15 protein-coding genes and 1 tRNA gene are annotated in these 15920 nt (G+C 73.7%); 11 read left to right on the top strand and 5 right to left on the bottom strand.

The window, feature by feature from the left end; genetic code table 11:
- The first annotated feature begins 135 nt into the window (after positions 1 to 135).
- Both ACZ6W9_RS28045 and ACZ6W9_RS28040 read left to right on the top strand, forming a co-directional pair.
- A complete protein-coding gene (locus tag ACZ6W9_RS28045) occupies positions 136 to 720 on the top strand; it encodes an RNA polymerase sigma factor (RefSeq protein WP_470120420.1) in 585 nt (194 codons plus the stop codon).
- A gap of 2 nt (positions 721 to 722) precedes the next feature.
- Entirely contained in the window at positions 723 to 1823 is a 1101-nt protein-coding gene (locus tag ACZ6W9_RS28040) for an LCP family protein (protein ID WP_389966366.1), read from the top strand.
- A gap of 183 nt (positions 1824 to 2006) precedes the next feature.
- On the opposite strand, the gene ACZ6W9_RS28035 is transcribed toward ACZ6W9_RS28040, so the two are convergent.
- Complete coding sequence (locus tag ACZ6W9_RS28035; protein ID WP_470120418.1) at positions 2007 to 3077, bottom strand: phosphotransferase family protein; 1071 nt, start codon at positions 3075 to 3077, stop codon at positions 2007 to 2009.
- Positions 3078 to 3121: 44 nt separating this feature from the next.
- On the bottom strand, positions 3122 to 4714 hold the full coding sequence (locus tag ACZ6W9_RS28030; protein ID WP_470120416.1) for an aminotransferase-like domain-containing protein: 1593 nt from the start codon (positions 4712 to 4714) through the stop codon (positions 3122 to 3124).
- A gap of 34 nt (positions 4715 to 4748) precedes the next feature.
- Here ACZ6W9_RS28030 and ACZ6W9_RS28025 point away from each other — a divergent pair, with 34 nt between their 5' ends.
- The 9 genes from ACZ6W9_RS28025 (at position 4749) to ACZ6W9_RS27985 (ending at position 12631) form a co-directional block, all read left to right on the top strand.
- Positions 4749 to 5396, top strand: coding sequence for a pyridoxamine 5'-phosphate oxidase family protein (locus tag ACZ6W9_RS28025; RefSeq protein WP_389966375.1), 648 nt, complete (start codon positions 4749 to 4751; stop codon positions 5394 to 5396).
- A 278-nt stretch (positions 5397 to 5674) separates the two neighbouring features.
- Positions 5675 to 7450, top strand: coding sequence for a serine/threonine-protein kinase (locus tag ACZ6W9_RS28020; RefSeq protein WP_389966378.1), 1776 nt, complete (start codon positions 5675 to 5677; stop codon positions 7448 to 7450).
- Positions 7447 to 8850: a hypothetical protein gene (locus ACZ6W9_RS28015; RefSeq protein WP_389966382.1), complete on the top strand. Its 1404-nt coding sequence runs from the start codon at positions 7447 to 7449 to the stop codon at positions 8848 to 8850. The genes ACZ6W9_RS28020 and ACZ6W9_RS28015 overlap by 4 nt, the downstream gene beginning before the upstream one ends.
- A 52-nt stretch (positions 8851 to 8902) precedes the next feature.
- Positions 8903 to 10057, top strand: coding sequence for a DUF2510 domain-containing protein (locus ACZ6W9_RS28010; protein WP_389966385.1), 1155 nt, complete (start codon positions 8903 to 8905; stop codon positions 10055 to 10057).
- A gap of 22 nt (positions 10058 to 10079) precedes the next feature.
- On the top strand, positions 10080 to 10682 hold the full coding sequence (gene orn / locus ACZ6W9_RS28005) for an oligoribonuclease (protein WP_470120414.1): 603 nt from the start codon (positions 10080 to 10082) through the stop codon (positions 10680 to 10682).
- Positions 10683 to 10836: 154 nt separating this feature from the next.
- Positions 10837 to 10912 (top strand) — tRNA-His (locus ACZ6W9_RS28000).
- Between the two features lie 154 nt (positions 10913 to 11066).
- On the top strand, positions 11067 to 11330 hold the full coding sequence (locus ACZ6W9_RS27995) for a helix-turn-helix domain-containing protein (protein WP_389966390.1): 264 nt from the start codon (positions 11067 to 11069) through the stop codon (positions 11328 to 11330).
- 4 nt (positions 11331 to 11334) lie between these two features.
- The gene (locus tag ACZ6W9_RS27990) at positions 11335 to 11556 is read left to right on the top strand and encodes a hypothetical protein (protein WP_389966393.1); all 222 of its coding nucleotides are present in this window, start codon (positions 11335 to 11337) and stop codon (positions 11554 to 11556) included.
- Between the two features lie 196 nt (positions 11557 to 11752).
- Positions 11753 to 12631: a metallophosphoesterase gene (locus tag ACZ6W9_RS27985; RefSeq protein WP_470120412.1), complete on the top strand. Its 879-nt coding sequence runs from the start codon at positions 11753 to 11755 to the stop codon at positions 12629 to 12631.
- 66 nt (positions 12632 to 12697) lie between these two features.
- Here ACZ6W9_RS27985 and lat read toward each other — a convergent pair whose 3' ends face one another.
- From lat to ACZ6W9_RS27970, 3 genes are all read right to left on the bottom strand, one after another.
- Entirely contained in the window at positions 12698 to 13999 is a 1302-nt protein-coding gene (lat, locus tag ACZ6W9_RS27980; RefSeq protein ID WP_389966399.1) for an L-lysine 6-transaminase, read from the bottom strand.
- Between the two features lie 189 nt (positions 14000 to 14188).
- Positions 14189 to 14749, bottom strand: coding sequence for an HdeD family acid-resistance protein (locus tag ACZ6W9_RS27975; RefSeq protein ID WP_389966402.1), 561 nt, complete (start codon positions 14747 to 14749; stop codon positions 14189 to 14191).
- Positions 14750 to 14908: 159 nt separating this feature from the next.
- Positions 14909 to 15805 (bottom strand): universal stress protein, encoded by an 897-nt coding sequence (locus ACZ6W9_RS27970; protein ID WP_389966405.1) that lies wholly within the window; start codon positions 15803 to 15805, stop codon positions 14909 to 14911.
- Positions 15806 to 15920 lie beyond the last annotated feature (115 nt).

Raw genomic sequence — 15920 nt, 5'->3', positions numbered from 1 at the left:
GAGGCCGTACGCGTGGGGAGAGCCGTGCGGCCGGGAGCGGCGCGGCGGCGGGCGTGAACCCGGGGGCGGGGGTGTGGCGATACACCATGACCACCCGTCCCACGGAAGGCCGGCCTTGATGCCATGGTGCCCGCGATGACCGCTCCGCCCACCGCCCGGAGCCTCGACTCCGACCTCGTCAGGGAGTCCCTGACGCGGCCGGAGGCGTTCTCCGCGCTGTTCGACCGTTACGCGGCGATGCTCTACCGGTACGTCTCCCGCCGGCTCGGTCCGGAGAGCGCCGAGGACCTCGTCGGGGAGACGTTCCTGGTCGCCTTCGCCCGCCGGAGGAGCTACGACCTGACCTACGACGACGCCCGGCCCTGGCTGTTCGGCATCGTCACCAGGCTGGTCTCCCGGCACCGCCGCGCCGAGGCCGCCCGCTACCGGTCGCTGCTGCGCACCGCCCCCGAGGACGTCGTGGAGTCGCCCGCCGACCGGGTGGCAGCCGGGGTCACCGCCCAGGCGTCACGGCCCGCGCTCGCCCGCGCCCTGGCCGGGATCGCGGCCCGCGACCGCGACGTCCTGCTGCTGGTCGCCTGGAGCGACCTGTCGTACGAGGAGGTGGCGCGGGCCCTGGACATCCCGGTCGGCACCGTGCGGTCCCGCCTCAACCGGGCCCGGCGCAAGCTCCGCGCGGCGCTCGGCGACACCAACCCGTTGCACCAGGAGGAGGCGTGACCATGGACGACCTGACGATGCTCCGCGACCTCGGCCGCGATCTGGAGCACGAGCCGCCCGCGACGCTCACGCACCAGCGGCGGCGTCTCCTCGGCGCCGCGTCCCGCCCGCAGCGGACGTCCCGGATGTTCCCGGCCGCCCGGCCGCTTCGGACGCTCCGGGTGACGCGCGGCTGGGCGGCGCTCGGCCTGGCCGCCGCGGTCACCGCGGCCGCCGCCGTCGCCGTCCCCGTGGTGCTCCGGGCCTACGGCTTCCAGGCGGCCGTCGGGGACCCATCCGTCACGGCCCCGGAGGGCAGGCGCCCGCCCGCCGCCGACGGGACCCTCGACATCCTGTTCGTCGGAACGGACAGCGAGGCGTTCAACCCCCGCTACAAGGGGAACATCGGCGACCGCAGCGACACGATGCTGCTGATCCACCTGCCCGCCGGACGGAAGAAGGCCACGGTCGTCTCCTTCCCCCGCGACTCGATCGTCCGGATCCCCTCCTGCCGGGCCTCCGGCGGGAAGTCCGTCCCGGCCCGGACCGGAATGATCAACTCTGCTTACACGGAGGGCGGGCTGAACTGCGCGTGGAAGACGGTGGAGTCCCTGACCGGGATCCGCGTCGACCACGCGATGGAGACCGACTTCTCCGGGTTCGCGAAGCTGGTGGACGCGCTGGGCGGGGTGGAGGTGACGCTGCCGCGGGCGGTGGACGACCCCAAGGCGAAGGTGAAGCTCCCCGCCGGCCGGCAGACGCTGGACGGCAGGGCCGCGCTGGGCTACGCGCGGATCCGCTACACCCTGGGCGACGGCTCGGACCTCATACGCGTCCAACGCCAGCAGGGGCTGATGGCCGCCTTGGTGAAGAAGGCGGAGAAGCTGACCGGCGATCCGGCGAAGCTGGCGGGCTTCCTCACCGAGGCGCGCAGGTGGGTCAGGACCGACCCCGGGTTCGATGCGGAGACGATGCTCAGCGTCGCCGCGAGCCTGCGAACGGTCAAGCCCGGTGACGTCGAGTTCGTGATCGTGCCGGTGCATCAGCACCCCGCCGACGTGAACCGGCTGCAATGGAACGCCCGCGCCTCCGAGCGGCTGTTCGCCGGGCTCCGGAAGAAGTAGGGCCGCCTCGCTCCCCGGCGGGCGGGCCGGGGAGCGCGACCGGAGCGAGCGCGCGCCCGGGAGGGGGGCGCGTGCGGGACGGGGGCGCGTGCGGGACGGCATCACGACGAGGACGAACTTCGCGGTGAGGACGGAAGCACGGTGGAGCATGGCGGGGGTCGGGGCCGCGGTGAAGGGAACGGATCAGAGGCCCTCGTCCAGTGCCCGGTGCGCCCGGGCGACCAGCAGCGGCACCGCGGCTCCGATCTCGTCGAACCCCTCCCCGACCGTCTTGCCCTGGACGAAGCGGGCGTGGATGCCCTCCACGATGACCGCCAGCTTGTAGTTGCCGAACGCCAGGTAGAAGTCCAGGTCGCCCAGGTCGGCGCCGGACACCCGGGCGTAGTGCTCGGCGAACCCCCGGCTGTCGAGGAAGCCGGGGGTGAGCGTGATGTCACCGGCGACCGGCAGGGCGGCCCGTTCGTCGTCGCCGGGGTCGTGCCAGTAGGTCAGGGTCAGGCCGAGGTCCGCGATCGGGTCGCCCAGGGTGGACATCTCCCAGTCGACGACCGCCCGGATGTCGGGGGCCGCGCCGGGTGCGAGCCGTACCAGCGTGTTGTCCAGGCGGTAGTCGCCGTGCACGAGGGCGGCGCGGGAGGCGGCGGGCAGGCGGTCGCGCAGACGCGCGGCGAGCCGGTCGTACTCGGGCAGCTCGCGGGTCTTCGAGCGCTCCCACTGCTGCCCCCAGCGTTCGAGCTGGCGTGCCATGTACCCGTCGGGGCGGCCGAACCCGGCCAGGCCGACGGCCTCGTAGTCGACGGCGTGGATGGCCGCCAGGATCTCGGCGAGCCGTTCCGAGAGCGCCCTGGCGTCCCCGGGCGACAGCTCGGCGTCCTGCCGCCCCCTGACGGCCCGCCCCTCGACGTGTCCCATCAGGTAGAACGGCGCGCCGATGACGTCCTCGTCGACGCAGAGGGCGATCGGCTCGGGCACCGGCACCGCCGTCCCGGCCAGCGCCGAGATGACCCGCCACTCCCGGCGCATGTCGTGCGCGGTGGGCAGGATGTGGCCGAGCGGGGGACGGCGCAGGACCAGGGCGCGGTCCCCGGCGCCGGTCGGGGTGTCGGTCCGGGTGTCGATGCGGGTGTCGATCCGATACGTCAGGTTGGACTTCCCGCCCGAGATGAGGGAGACCCCGGTGGGCTCCCCCAGGTCGGGGACGTTGCTCGCCATCCAGGCGACCAGGCGGGACCAGTTGATGCCGGGCGTGCTCATGACCAAACATTAGAACGCCATTCGGCGCTCATCCGCCAGACGGGTCACCGCCGTATGTCCCCGATCAACTCGGCGATCACCGCGGCTCCCCGCCTGACCTCGGTCAGCGAGGCGGCGCCGTACCCGAGCACCAGCCCGTACCGGCGCGGCCGATCGCTGCGGCGTGGGCTCTCGGTCCAGTCGACGAGCACGCCCCGCTCCGCGGCGCGGGCGACGACGGAGGGGACGGCGGAAGGCGGGATCTCGATCATCACGTGCAGCCCCGCGGTGTCGCCGCTGACCAGCGGGCCCAGCGCGTCGACGACGGCGGCGCGTCGGCGGGCGTACTCCAGCCGCATGCGCCGCAGGTGCCGGTCCAGGTCTCCCCTCTCCAGCAGTACGGCGACCGCCTGCTGGACCGGGCCGCCGGTACGGTCGGCCAGGTCGTGGCGGGTCCGGGCGACGGCGGCGAGCAGGCCGGGGGCGGCCACCAGCCAGCCGACCCCCACGTCCGGGGACAGGGACTTCGACAGCGTGCCGAGCAGGACGACGCGTTCGGGGTCCAGGCAGTGCAGCGCGGGCAGCGGGGCGACGTCGTAGCGGAACTCGGCGTCGTAGTCGTCCTCCACGACGATCGCGCCGGTACGGCGGGCCCAGGCCAGCAGGCGCTCCCGCCGCGGGATCGGCAGGCGTCCGCCGAGCGGGTACTGGTGGGCGGGGGTGGTGTAGAGGACGCGCAGGTCGTCGGGGAGCTCCTCGACGACGACGCCGTCCCGGTCCACCGGGCAGGGCACGATCTCGGCGCCCCGGGCGGCGAAGACGTTGCCCGCGACCCGGTAGCCGGGGTCCTCGACGCCCGCCCGGTCGCTGGGACGCAGCAGCGTGGCGGCGATGAGGTCGAGGCCGTTGCCGGTGCCCCGGGTGACCATGATGTCCTCCGGGCCCACGGCGACCGTCCGGGTCCTGCGCAGGTGCTCGGCCAGCGCCTCGCGCAGGCGGGGCAGGCCGTAGGGGTCGGGGTCGTCCCCCGGCGGCAGGTCGGCGGCGGCCCGCCAGGCCCGGCGCCAGGCGGCCCGGTCGAGGTCGCGGACCCAGGGCCGGCCGGGACGCAGGTCGATCACGTGCTTCGCGGGAGTCCCGCCCGGGCCGGCGGAAGCGACGCCCCTCACGGCGGGAACGGAACCGGCGGGAACGGCGTCCCCCGCGGCGGGAACGGGACCGGTGGAAGCGGCGCCCCTCACAGCGGGAACGGGACCGGCGGAACCGGACCCGGGGGCTCCGGCGGCCCCCGCCGCTCCGGCCGACGCGACGGGAGCGGGCGCGGGCGCGACGGCGGGGGCGACCGGCGGGAAGGGCGCGTGGACGACCACGTCGGCCACGTAGGTGCCCGAGCCGTGGCGGCCGTCCAGCCAGCCCTCGGCGTACAACTGCTGGTACGCCTCGGTGACGACGGTGCGGCTGACCGCGAGCTGCCGGGCGAGGGCGCGGGTGGAGGGCAGGCGCTCGCCGGACTTGATGGTGCCGTCGCGCATGGCGGCGCGGAGCCGGTTCCCGAGCTGGACGGTGAGCGGGACGAGGGCGTCACGGTCCACCGAGACGGGCAGGTCGACGGAGGTGCGCGGCAAAGTGGTCTCCCGGAAGCACAGAAAAGTGGCCATGTTCCCCATGTCCACTTCTCCATAGGTTAGAGGCATGCTTTCCACGACTCCGCGCACCCGTCCCGGCCGCATGGGGGAACGGGCCAGGACCGGCCGCGAGGACCTGTACGAGGTGCTGGACGCCGGGCTGATCTGCCATCTGGGCGTGGTGCGGGCCGACGGGGCGCCGATGGTGCTCCCCACCTGCTACGGCCGCGTCGGCGACACCCTCTACCTGCACGGCTCGACCGGCTCCTCGTCGCTGCGGGCGGAGGGCGAGGTGTGCGTCACGGTGACCCACCTGGACGGGATCGTGCTGGCCCGCTCGGTCTTCAACCACTCGGTGAACTACCGCTCCGCCGTGGTCTACGGCCGTCCCCGCGTCGTGACGGACCCGGAGGAGCGGATGGAGGGACTGCGCGCGATCACCGAGCAGCTCGCGCCCGGTCAGTGGGACGCCGTCCGCCCGCCGACGCGGAAGGAGCTCGCCGCCACCGCCGTGGTGGCCCTCTCCCTGGCGGAGGCGTCGGTGAAGGTACGGCAGGGCCCGCCGGGTGACGAGGAGGAGGACTACGCGCTGCCCGTCTGGGCCGGGGTGTTGCCGCTGCACGCCTCCTGGGGCGAGCCGGAGGCCGATCCCGCCCTGGCCGCGGGGGTGGACGTCCCCGGGCACGTCGTCTCCCGCGCCGCGCCGGGCCGATAAGGCACGCCGTCTCCCAGGCCGTGCCGGGCCGATAAGGCACGTCGTCCCCGCGCCGGGCCGACAGGGCACACCGGTCCCCCGCGCCAGACCGGTGGGGCGCATCGTCCCCCCGCGCCGGGCCGGTCACCGCCGCCGCCGGAAGGGCTTCCCGCGGGCCGTACACCCTCGCTTTTACAGGCGTTCTGATGATTTGTGGTTAATCACCGGAAACCGAGGTTCTGTCGCTAAGCTACGGTCCGTCTTTCATGGGTGGGGGCCCAGTCAACTGAGGAGACCGCATGTACGGCACGTCATCGGCCTGGCGAGTCCCCGGCTATACGGAGATCCGCGAGCTGGGCGCCGGTGCCGCCGGCCGGGTGATGATGGCCCGGCACGACGCCGACGACGTCCTCGTGGCGATCAAGTACCTGTCCGACAGGCTCAGGGGCGACGTCGGCTTCGTCGCGCGCTTCCGGCACGAGGCCCGGGTGCTCTACACCCTCGACAGCCCCCACGCCGTCCGGCTCTACGACTACGTCGAGACCGGCGAGGGCGCCGCGATCGTCATGGAGCTGGTCAACGGCGTCCCGCTGCGGGCCGTCCTCCGCTCGGAGGGGCCGACCGGCCCGGAGGCCGCGCTGACGGTGCTCAAGGGGGCGCTCACCGGCCTGGCCGCCGCCCACAAGATCAACGTCGTGCACCGCGACTTCAAGCCCGAGAACGTCCTGATCGAGCCCGACGGCACGAGCCGGCTGGTCGACTTCGGCATCGCCGTCCGCTCCGGCGAGGGGGACGTCCCGGCGGGCACGCCGCCCTACATGGCGCCGGAGCAGTGGTCCGGAGGCCCGGCCTCCCCCGCCACCGACGTCTACGCGGCCACCGCCGTGTTCTTCGAGTGCCTGACCGGCGCCCGCCCGTTCCGCGGGACGAACATCGCCGCGCTGGCCCGGCAGCACCAGAGCATGGCCCCTCCGACGGAGGAGGTGCCCTCGGCCCTGCGGGGCCTGGTGGAGCGGGGCCTGGCCAAGCACGAGACCGACCGCCCGCCGACCGCCATCGCCTTCCTCACCGAGCTGGAGGCGGTGGCCGCCGACGCCTACGGCCCCGACTGGGAGGAGCGGGGACGCCGCCGCCTGGCGGCGCTCGCCGGGATCATGGCGTCGCTCCTTCCCTTCCCGCGCAAGCCGGCGACCTCGGAGGCGCACACCTCGCTCGCCGAGACCGACCTGGGCGACCCGGTGCCGGGAGGGACCGGGTCGGACGAGCATGAGGACCTGGACCTGGACGACCACGGCTGGCGGGCGGTGATGTCCAGGCGGCGCTCCAAGATCCTGGTCGGCGTCGGGTGCGTCGCGCTGATCGGCGTCATCGGGATGGTGCTGGTCAACTCCTCCGGCTCCAGCGAGATCCAGGCCCGCAGCTCGGCCGCCACCGTGAGCGCGACCCCCTCGGAGCCGGTGGAGTCGATCACCCCCGGGGAGACCGACGAGCCGCAGGAGGAGACGTCGGAGGAGCCCACGGCGAAGGCCACGCCCAGCCCGTCGGCGACCGACGAGCCCCCGGCGGCGACCTCCGCGGCCAGCCCGCCGCCGGTGCCGCCCGCGCGCCGGCCCACCGCCCGGCCTTCCAGGGCCACCGCGAAACCGTCGGCCACCCCGACGCGGACCCGCCGCCCGCACCGGCCCGCCCCCAGCCGGAAGCCCTCACCGACCGCGACCGCGACCGAGGAGGAGACCTCCGACATCGGCGGTCCGGGCGAGCAGCCGACGCGGACCTCGCCGCCGCGGGCCACCTCCACACCGCGGCCTTCCGCCCCGCAGGCGACGCAACCGCCGAGGACGCCGAAGCCCGAGAGCCCCACCCCCACCGAGGGTGGCGGCGAGACCAACCCCACTCCGACACGCTCCGGCGAGGGCCGGCCCAGCCTCAGCCTCTCCCCCGCCCCGCCCGAGGAGACCGCGTCCACCGCGTTCCTCGCCCTCGGGGCGCTGACCGGCGGCGCCGTCCCGTTCGCCGCCGGTCGGGGCACGGCCGGACGGCGCCGCGGGCGCCCGGACGGCCGGACCTGGCGGTGAACCCGGGCCCGGAGGGTCTCGCCGGATTCCGGCCGGCCCGCCGGACACGCACCGGGGAACTGGGCGACTGGTGGTCGGCGGTGACGGCCGACGGACGGCCGGGCGGCGCCCTGCGCTTCTCCCCGGAGCTGGTCGCCGACCCGGCGGCGCGGCGGCGGCTGGCCGGGACCGTGACCTCCGACCTGGATCTCGCCCGGGGCGGCCGGATCGGGCTGCTCCCGGTCGCCGACCTGGTCGCGGCCGGGGACGACGTCTGGCTGCTCACCTCGGAGCCCGCCGGCCCCACGCTGGCCGACCTGCTGTCCGAACCGCCCGCCGCCCAGGGGCCCGGTGCGGGCGGCGCGGCCGCGGTCCTGGTGGAGACCGCGCAGACGCTCCTGGCACTGCACGCGGCGGGCCTGGCCCACGGCGCGCTGCACCCGGGCACGGTGGTGATCGCCGCCGACGGGTCGGCGCTGCTCGCCGAGCGCGGGCTGACCGGGGCGCTGCGCGACCGTCCCGCGGCCCCGGAGCACGACATCACGGCGTGGGCCTCGCTCGCCATGGACCTGGCCGCCCGCTGGGCGGCACCGTACCCGGAGGCGGCCGGGCTCCTGGAGCGGGCGGCGGCGACCGCCTCCGCCCGGGGCCTCACCCAGGCCCGTGACGTCCTGCTGGCCGGACGCGACCTGCTGCCGGAGGGGTTCGCCGGGCGCGACCGGCTGGCGGAGGCCGCGCGCCGGCGACAGGCGGAGGCCGCCCTTGCTCCGGGCCTCCCGGGGCCCGTTCCCGGGACCCCACCGCCGGACGAGGGGGGGATCGCCACGCTGCTGCCCGCCGCCGCGGGCGGCGGACACGCGGGAGGCGACGAGAGCACGGTCCTGCGGTTCGGGCCCGGGGTGCCGGCGGAGACCGACGCCGCGCGGATCTGGCGGAGCGGCCGTGACGGGTCTTCCGGCGCGGCCTCCCGCGGGCGGCGGGCCTCCGGCGGCCGGGTCCGGCGCGGCCGTACGGCTCTCGCCTCGGTGATCATCGCGCTGATGGTGGCCGCCGGGGTGCTGGCCTGGCTGTTCCGCGTGCCGGAGGACCCGGGGACGCCGCTGGCGGTGACCGGGGTGCGGGTGATCCCGCCGAAGAAACCGAAGGACTGCTCCGTGCTCGTCAGGATCACCGGCGTGCTCTCCACCAACGGCTCCGCCGGGAAGGTCCGCTACCGGTGGCGGCAGAGCGACCGCAGGACACCGGTCGAGAAGACCGAAGTGGTCGAGGCCGGGAAGACCTCGCACGAGGTGACCCTGCGGTGGAGTATCAACGGCAATGGGGACTTCCGGGGGACCGCCACCCTGCAGGTCCTCTCGCCCCTGCCCAAGGGGAAGAAACTCCAGGACAAGGCCACTTTCACCTACCGATGCACGTCATGATCCGGATATGCCGATAATGCAGGATAAATAGGTTCTTACTACTCTGACGGCCATGACCACGCAGACCCCCGCCGGCTGGTACCCGGATCCCTACGGCTCACCGCAGCTGCGATGGTGGGACGGGAACCAGTGGACCGACGCCACCCATCCGGTGGAGACCCCCGCCGGACCGGCGTCCCCGCCCCCGACCGGGCAGCATCCCGGACAGCCGGGCCCCGCCGGGCCGCTCCCCGGCCAGGCGGGCCGGACCGGTCCGCACGACCATCCGGCCCCGGCGGGCCCGCCCGTCCAGCCGGGACAACCGGGACAGTACGGCCCGCACGAACATCACGGCCGGCCCGGCCAGTCCGGTCAGTACGGCCGGCCTGGACAATCTGGGCAACCGCCGTGGGACGGCCCGCCGAACGTCACGGCGCAACTGCCCGCGGGCGCGTACGGCCCGCCGCAGCCGCGCCGGAACGCCTCCCTGCCCTGGATCCTCGGCGTCGGCGGCGCGGTGGTCCTGGTCGTGGCGATCGTCGCCGCCGCGTTCCTCATCAACCCCGGGGGCCGTGAGCGCGCGGACGACCGCCCCCCGTCCCCTACGGCTGCGACCACGGAACCGACGCCCTCGCCGTCGGACCCGGCGACGCCGGAGCCGCTCCCCTCGGACGGCCCCGAGCTGCCCCAGCCGGAGGACGGGCGCATCTCCGACTCCACCTCCGGCCTGTCCTACGACTTCCCCGGCGAGCCCTGGAAGGTGCCGCCCGGCACCCGTACGGACGGCACGAGCTTCCTGGGCGGCAGCAGGGTCGAGGCGATCTCCCAGAAGGACTTCGACGGCGAGGGCCACGACTGGGTCGGCAACGTCTTCACCGGCGAGCTGCCGGACAGGTTCGGCTACGACGGCGTCCCCGGCATGCGGGCCACCCTCGCGTCACTGCTGCTGGGCATCGAACCGGTCTTCTACAGCCCCCCGCACGACAAGAAGATCGTCGAGAACAAGGCGATCAAGGTGAGCGGCAGGGACGCCTGGCTCCTCGTCTTCGACATGGACTTCTCCAAGGAGGCCAAGGCCAACGGCTGGAAGTTCAAGAAGGAACGCGGCGCCATGGTGCTCGTGGACCGCGGCGCGGGCAGACGCCCGGCGCTGATGTACATGTCCGTGCCCGACAACCTCGGTCTCCAGGTGGTCGACCGGGTGGTCGGCTCCCTCAAGCTCTCCTGAAGGTGGGACTACGCTGAAGGCTATGAGTGACCTGCTGGTCTGGATCGACTGTGAGATGACCGGGCTCGATCTCGGCCGAGACGCCCTTGTCGAGGTGGCCTGCGTGGTCACGGACAGTGAGCTGAACCAGCTCGACGAGGGCATGGACGTGGTGATCAAGCCCCCGCCGGAGGCGGTGGAGCAGATGTCGGACGTCGTCCGGGAGATGCACACCGCGTCCGGGCTGCTGGAGTCCCTTAAGGGCGGGGTGACCCTGGCCGAGGCCGAGGCCATGGTCCTGTCCTACATCAGGGGCCACGTCCCCGAGGCGAAGCGGGCGCCGCTGTGCGGCAACTCCATCGCCACCGACCGCTCCTTCATCGCGCGCGACATGCCGGGGGTGGACGCCTTCCTGCACTACCGGATGGTCGACGTGTCCTCGATCAAGGAGCTGGCCCGGCGGTGGTACCCGCGGGTGTACTTCTCCGCACCGGAGAAGCAGGGCGGGCACCGGGCGCTGGCCGACATCACCGAGAGCATCCGGGAGCTGCGCTACTACCGCGCGGCGGTCTTCGTGGCCCAGCCGGGGCCCGACTCCGCCACGGCACGCGAGCTGGCCGAGGGCGTCTCGGCGGAGCCGGCCTGACGGCGCGGGACGCCCGCGGACGGGGCACGGACCAGGCCGCGGGCACGGCACGGAACGGGCGTACGGGCCGGGAGCGGAACGCGTTCGCGAAACGCGGTACGAAACGACTCCCGGGAACCGCTACACTTTTCCATGTGCTGCCACGGCAGACGCGGTGGGTGTAGCTCAGTTGGCAGAGCGCCAGGTTGTGGTCCTGGATGTCGAGGGTTCAAGTCCCTTCACTCACCCCACGGGGAACGGCCGGTCCTACGGGACCGGCCGTTCCGCTTTCCATCCGCGACTGGATCACCAAATCCAGATATAACCGGTTATGCTCACTTCATCGCCTCGCCGTAAGACCGGGGGGTTTCGGCGACCTGACCGTGTAGCCGCCACGGAGGCCGGATGAGATCCGACGACGCCCCCCACTCCCCCCATCCCACCGACCCGCGGGTCGCGACGGGCCTGAGCAGACGCGAGGCGGAGGTCATGGAGCTGATAGCCACGGGCCGCTCCAACGGGCAGATCGCCCAGCACCTCTTCCTCAGCGAGAAGACCGTGAAGAACCACGTGAACCGGATCTACGCCAAGCTCGGCGCCGACTGCCGGATGACCGCGATCGGCCTGTGGAGGCAGCGGGAGGCCTCCAATGAGGGCCGAATACGATGATCATGTGATCAAGAATCGCGACATATCGTCAAACAGGTCACCTCTGCGGTTCGTCGTACTGCTCATCGGGTTGTCCGTGCCCTTCTGGCTGCTCGGCGCCCTGGGCGGGAAACCGGCGGAGTCGTTGGGCGCCGATCTCCCGGTGAGCGCGTTCATGGCGGTCTGCCCGCCGCCGGCGGCGATGCTGCTCGTCCGCGGGGAAAGCCGGCGGCCACCCGCGGGCTGAAGGCCGTGAGGATTGGACCGGTCATCCGGCACGGAACCGGATCTTACCCGTGGTCCGGTCGCCGTCGTAGGTTCCTGTTCACCAGCCCGCCCGTTTTCACGGGCCCGCGGGACCCGTGTACGTCGCGCGGACGTGCGGCCCGCGGCGTCCCGCCGTCCCCTTCCGCCGGGACACCACGTGAAAAGGAGATCCACCGGTGATCGTCATCGCCCACCTCAGCGACATCCACATCGACGACGGACAGCGCAGCGCCGACCGCGCCCGCGCGGTCATGGACCATCTGGAGGGGCTGCCCTGGGACCTGGACGCCGTCGTGGTCACCGGTGACATCGCCGACCACGGTCTGGCCGGCGAGTACGAGCTGGCCCGGCGGATCCTCACGTCCCGCCACCCGGTGCTGACCTGCCCCGGCAACCACGACGAGCGCGCCGCGTTCCGCCGTGTCCTGCTCGGACGGCCCGCGGAGGCGGGGCGGACGGCGACGGAGACAGGACGGACGGAGACGGAGGCGGAACCGGCGGCGGCGGAGGCGCCCGGGACGACCGCGACGGGGGAACCCGGAGCCGCAGACGCGGTGGACGAGGTCGCGGCGCCGGTCAACCAGGTCCACCGGGGGAACGGGTTCGTCCTCGCCCTGTGCGACTCCTCGGTGCCCGGCAAGGACCACGGCCACCTGGAGGAGGAGACGCTGGCCTGGCTGGCGGACGTCCTCGACGGCACCCCGGACACCGTTCCGGTGCTGGTCGGCTTCCACCACCCGCCGGTCCCGCTGGCCATCCCCTACGTCGACGAGATCCGCCAGTTCGGCGAGCGGCGCCTGGCCGAACTGGCGGACCGCCACCCGAACCTCCTCGCCTTCCTGAGCGGGCACGCCCACACCCCCGCGGCGACGACCTTCGCCGGCCGGCCCCTCCTGGTGGCCCCCGGGGTGGTGTCCACGCTCCGGCTGCCCTGGGACCACCGGGCCCACGCCGACGACCACGCCGACCTGACCCACCCGCCCGCTCTCGCCTTCCACGTCCTGGACGACGAGGGGAGGCTGACGACCCACTACCGGTGGGTCCCCGGCGCCTGACCTCCGCCCCGCCGTACGGTGCCCCACGAAGCGGAGCGGCTTCGTACGGCGGGGCGGCCCGTACGGCTAGGCCGGCGGGGGCGCGTCCCGCAGGGCGGTCAGGGCGCGGGAGACGGCCTCCGTCCCCTCCTCCAGCTCCTCGCGGGTGATCGACAGGGCCGGGCGCAGCCGTACCGACCGCTCGCCGCAGGGCAATACGAGCACGCCCTCGTCCTGCCGGAGCAGGGCGACCAGCCGGTCGCGCGCGGCCGGGTCCGGCAGGTCGAAGGCGCACATGAGGCCGCGCCCCCGGGCGTTGCCGACCAGCTCGGGGAAGCCGGCCTGGATCTTCTGCAGCGCGGCGAGGAGCTCGGCTCCGAGCTCGCCGGCCCGGGCGATGAGCCCGTCGCGCTCGATGATCTCCAGGATCCGGCGGGAGCGGACCATGTCCACCAGCCCGCCGCCCCAGGTGGAGTTGATCCGCCCGCTCACCCGGAAGACGTTGTCGGGCACCAGGCCCACCCGGCGGCCCGCCATGATCCCGCCGACCTGGACCTTCTTGGCGAAGGCCACGATGTCGGGGCGCAGGCCGAGCTGCTGGTGGGCCCAGGGGGTGCCGGTGGTGCCCGCGCCGGTCTGCACCTCGTCCACGACGAACAGGGCGTCGTGCTCGTGGCAGAGCCGTTCCATCGCCTGGAGGAACTCCGCCCGCATGTGGTTGTCGCCGCCCTCGCCCTGGATGGGCTCGGCGATGAAGCAGGCGATGTCGTGCGGGTGCCGTTCGAAGGCCGCCCTGGCCTGGGCCAGGGCACGCTCCTCGGCCGCCTCGACGTCGCCGAGATGGACGGCGGGCACCTCGATCCGCGGCCAGTCGAACTTCGGGAAGCGGTCGGTCTTGACCGGGTCGGTGTTGGTCAGCGAGAGGGTGTAGCCGCTGCGGCCGTGGAAGGCCCGGGTGAGGTGGAGGACCCGGGTGCCGAGTCCGGGAGAGCGGCCCTCGGCCTCGTTGCGGCGGCTCTTCCAGTCGAAGGCGCACTTCAGCGCGTTCTCGACGGCCAGCGCGCCGCCCTCGACGAAGAAGAGGTGCGGCAGCTCGGGGTCGCCCAGCACCCGGACGAAGGTCTCGGTGAAGTCGGCGAGGTGGACGGTGTAGAGGTCGGGGTTGGCCGGCTTGTTCGCGGCGATCCTGCCGAGGAGGGCCAGGAAGGCGGGGTCGTCGTCGAACGGGTTCACACCCAGCGGCGCGGAGGCGAAGAAGGTGTAGAAGTCCAGGTAGGTCCGGCCGGTGCGGGCGTCGACCAGCCGGGAGCCCCGGCTGCGTTCCAGATCCAGCACCAGGCGGTAGCCGTCGACGAGCAGATGACGAGAGAGCCGGCCGTGAACGTCCATGTCGCCTCCACAGGGTGTGGGAAGATGATTCCCCGTTGAACGGTCATCCCTATGGAGACGTTACGCAGAAGAGGCTGTTTTTATAAATATTCTTCGGTGTCTCCCCGTGGTGACCTTTTCGGGCGTCCGGTACGGCGGAGCCGCCTCCCCGATGCCGGACAGGCGGCTCCGGGCCCGGCGACCCCCGGGTCAGGCGGGGGTGGGAGCGGCCCCCGCGGGACCGGCCCTGCGGGAGTGGAGTGCCCGCACCCGGAAGGCGAGCGCCACCAGGGCGACGCCGTAGACGATCGCCATCGTGCCGATGAGCCAGACGACCGCCAGCGCGCCGGCGGCCGGCCAGGCGAACAGCAGGACGCCGAACAGGACCGCCAGCACCCCGCTGAGGATGAAGGCCCACTCCCCCGTGGCGGCCCTGCGCAGGCGGATCCCCGCCATGATCTCCGTGACGCCGACGACGACGGCCCAGGCCGCGATCAGGAGCAGCAGGGCGAGCGCGGTGATCCCCGGCCAGACGAGGGCCGCGACGCCGGCCAGGACGCTCAGCACGCCGTAGGCGATCATCCAGGCCCGGGAGCCGCTCTCCCGCGAACCGAACAGGGCGAACACGCCGTTGACGACGGCGTAGACGCCGAAGACGACGACCAGCGCGAAGACCGTGATGCCCGGCCAGAGGATCGCCAGCAGGCCGAACAGGATCGCGCAGGCTCCGCGAACGAGATAGACCCACCATGTACGGGTCAGCTCTTCCATGACCCACCTCCCCTTTTGACCGATTTATGCCCAGAAATCCCCTGGCAGCAGGCCACGGATCGGTCAAAAGGGTCTTATCTTCCCGAGATCCACCGGCTCAGCGGCTCGCCCCGTTCTCACCGTCCTGCTCAGCGGTCCGCCCCGCGCTCCCCGCCCACCTCACCGGTCCGCTCCACGCTCCCCGCCCGCCTCGTCCTCCTCGCGGGGCCGCACGACCGCGACCGGGCAGTGCGCGTGGTGCAGCACGCCATGGCTGACCGAGCCCAGTACGGCCGAGCCGAACCCGCCCAGCCCCCGCGCCCCGACGACGACCAGGTCTGCGCTCCGCGACTCCTCCGCCAGGAGGGGCACCGGGTGCGCCGGAACGGCCGACTCCGCCACCTCGACGTCGGCGTACTTCTCCCGCCAGGGCTCCAGGCGCTGCCGGGCCGTACGGACCTCCGCCTGGAACGACTCCTCCAGCAGGGATGCGTGGTCGAGGGCGCGGACGGGGAGCACCGGGTTCCGCCGGCCGTGGACCACGCGCAGTCGGGCCCCGCGCAGCCGGGCCTGGGCGAACGCGTGACCGAGGGCGGCCTCGGAGTGCTCGGAGCCGTCGAAGCCGACGACGACCGTCCCGTGGACGGTCCGGGCGGGGGCGCGGACCACGACGACCGGGCCGGGGGCCCGTCCGGCCAGGCCCAGCCCCACCGACCCGAGCAGCAGCTCGGCGAAACCGCCCGCCCCCCTGCTGCCGATCACGACCTCGTCCGCCCGTTCGGCCTCGTCCCGTAGCCTCTCGACCACCGCGCCGGTCACCACGGCGCCGGTGACCTCGATCTCCGGCGCGCACTCGCGGGCCCGCCGTACCGCCGCGTCCAGCACGTCCTCGCAGTAGCGGGTCCGCACGTCCTCGTTCGCGCCGGTCCCGGCCGGCGGGAACGCGGCGGCCCACGGCTCACGTACGTGCACGACCCTCAGCGCCGCGCCGCCGCGCGCGGCGTCCAGCGCGGCCCACTCCACCGCGGCCGTCGCGGACTCGGAGCCGTCGGCCCCGACGACGATCGATCCGGTCATCGTTCTCCTCCTCGATGGTCTTCGCTCGCGCCCCGCACGCTCCTGCCGGACGTACCCGCGCCGTCCCGATCCTCCCGCTTCCCGGCACGCGCCCGTCCGGACATGCCGGCGCCCG

This window comes from Streptosporangium sp. NPDC053982, from assembly GCF_055585205.1.
The sequence above is the reverse complement of the archived record's forward strand: the minus strand, read 5'-3'. Positions and strand labels throughout refer to the sequence as shown.

What these genes read in the sequence shown, in the direction of transcription:
- ACZ6W9_RS28045 (WP_470120420.1), top strand. Translation starts at nt 136, where the DNA reads ATGACCGCTCCGCCCACCGCCCGGAGCCTCGACTCCGACCTCGTCAGG.
- ACZ6W9_RS28040 (WP_389966366.1), top strand. Translation starts at nt 723, where the DNA reads ATGGACGACCTGACGATGCTCCGCGACCTCGGCCGCGATCTGGAGCAC.
- ACZ6W9_RS28035 (WP_470120418.1), bottom strand. Translation starts at nt 3,077, where the DNA reads ATGAGCACGCCCGGCATCAACTGGTCCCGCCTGGTCGCCTGGATGGCG.
- ACZ6W9_RS28030 (WP_470120416.1), bottom strand. Translation starts at nt 4,714, where the DNA reads ATGGCCACTTTTCTGTGCTTCCGGGAGACCACTTTGCCGCGCACCTCC.
- ACZ6W9_RS28025 (WP_389966375.1), top strand. Translation starts at nt 4,749, where the DNA reads ATGCTTTCCACGACTCCGCGCACCCGTCCCGGCCGCATGGGGGAACGG.
- ACZ6W9_RS28020 (WP_389966378.1), top strand. Translation starts at nt 5,675, where the DNA reads ATGTACGGCACGTCATCGGCCTGGCGAGTCCCCGGCTATACGGAGATC.
- ACZ6W9_RS28010 (WP_389966385.1), top strand. Translation starts at nt 8,903, where the DNA reads ATGACCACGCAGACCCCCGCCGGCTGGTACCCGGATCCCTACGGCTCA.
- orn (WP_470120414.1), top strand. Translation starts at nt 10,080, where the DNA reads ATGAGTGACCTGCTGGTCTGGATCGACTGTGAGATGACCGGGCTCGAT.
- ACZ6W9_RS27995 (WP_389966390.1), top strand. Translation starts at nt 11,067, where the DNA reads ATGAGATCCGACGACGCCCCCCACTCCCCCCATCCCACCGACCCGCGG.
- lat (WP_389966399.1), bottom strand. Translation starts at nt 13,999, where the DNA reads ATGGACGTTCACGGCCGGCTCTCTCGTCATCTGCTCGTCGACGGCTAC.
- ACZ6W9_RS27975 (WP_389966402.1), bottom strand. Translation starts at nt 14,749, where the DNA reads ATGGAAGAGCTGACCCGTACATGGTGGGTCTATCTCGTTCGCGGAGCC.
- ACZ6W9_RS27970 (WP_389966405.1), bottom strand. Translation starts at nt 15,805, where the DNA reads ATGACCGGATCGATCGTCGTCGGGGCCGACGGCTCCGAGTCCGCGACG.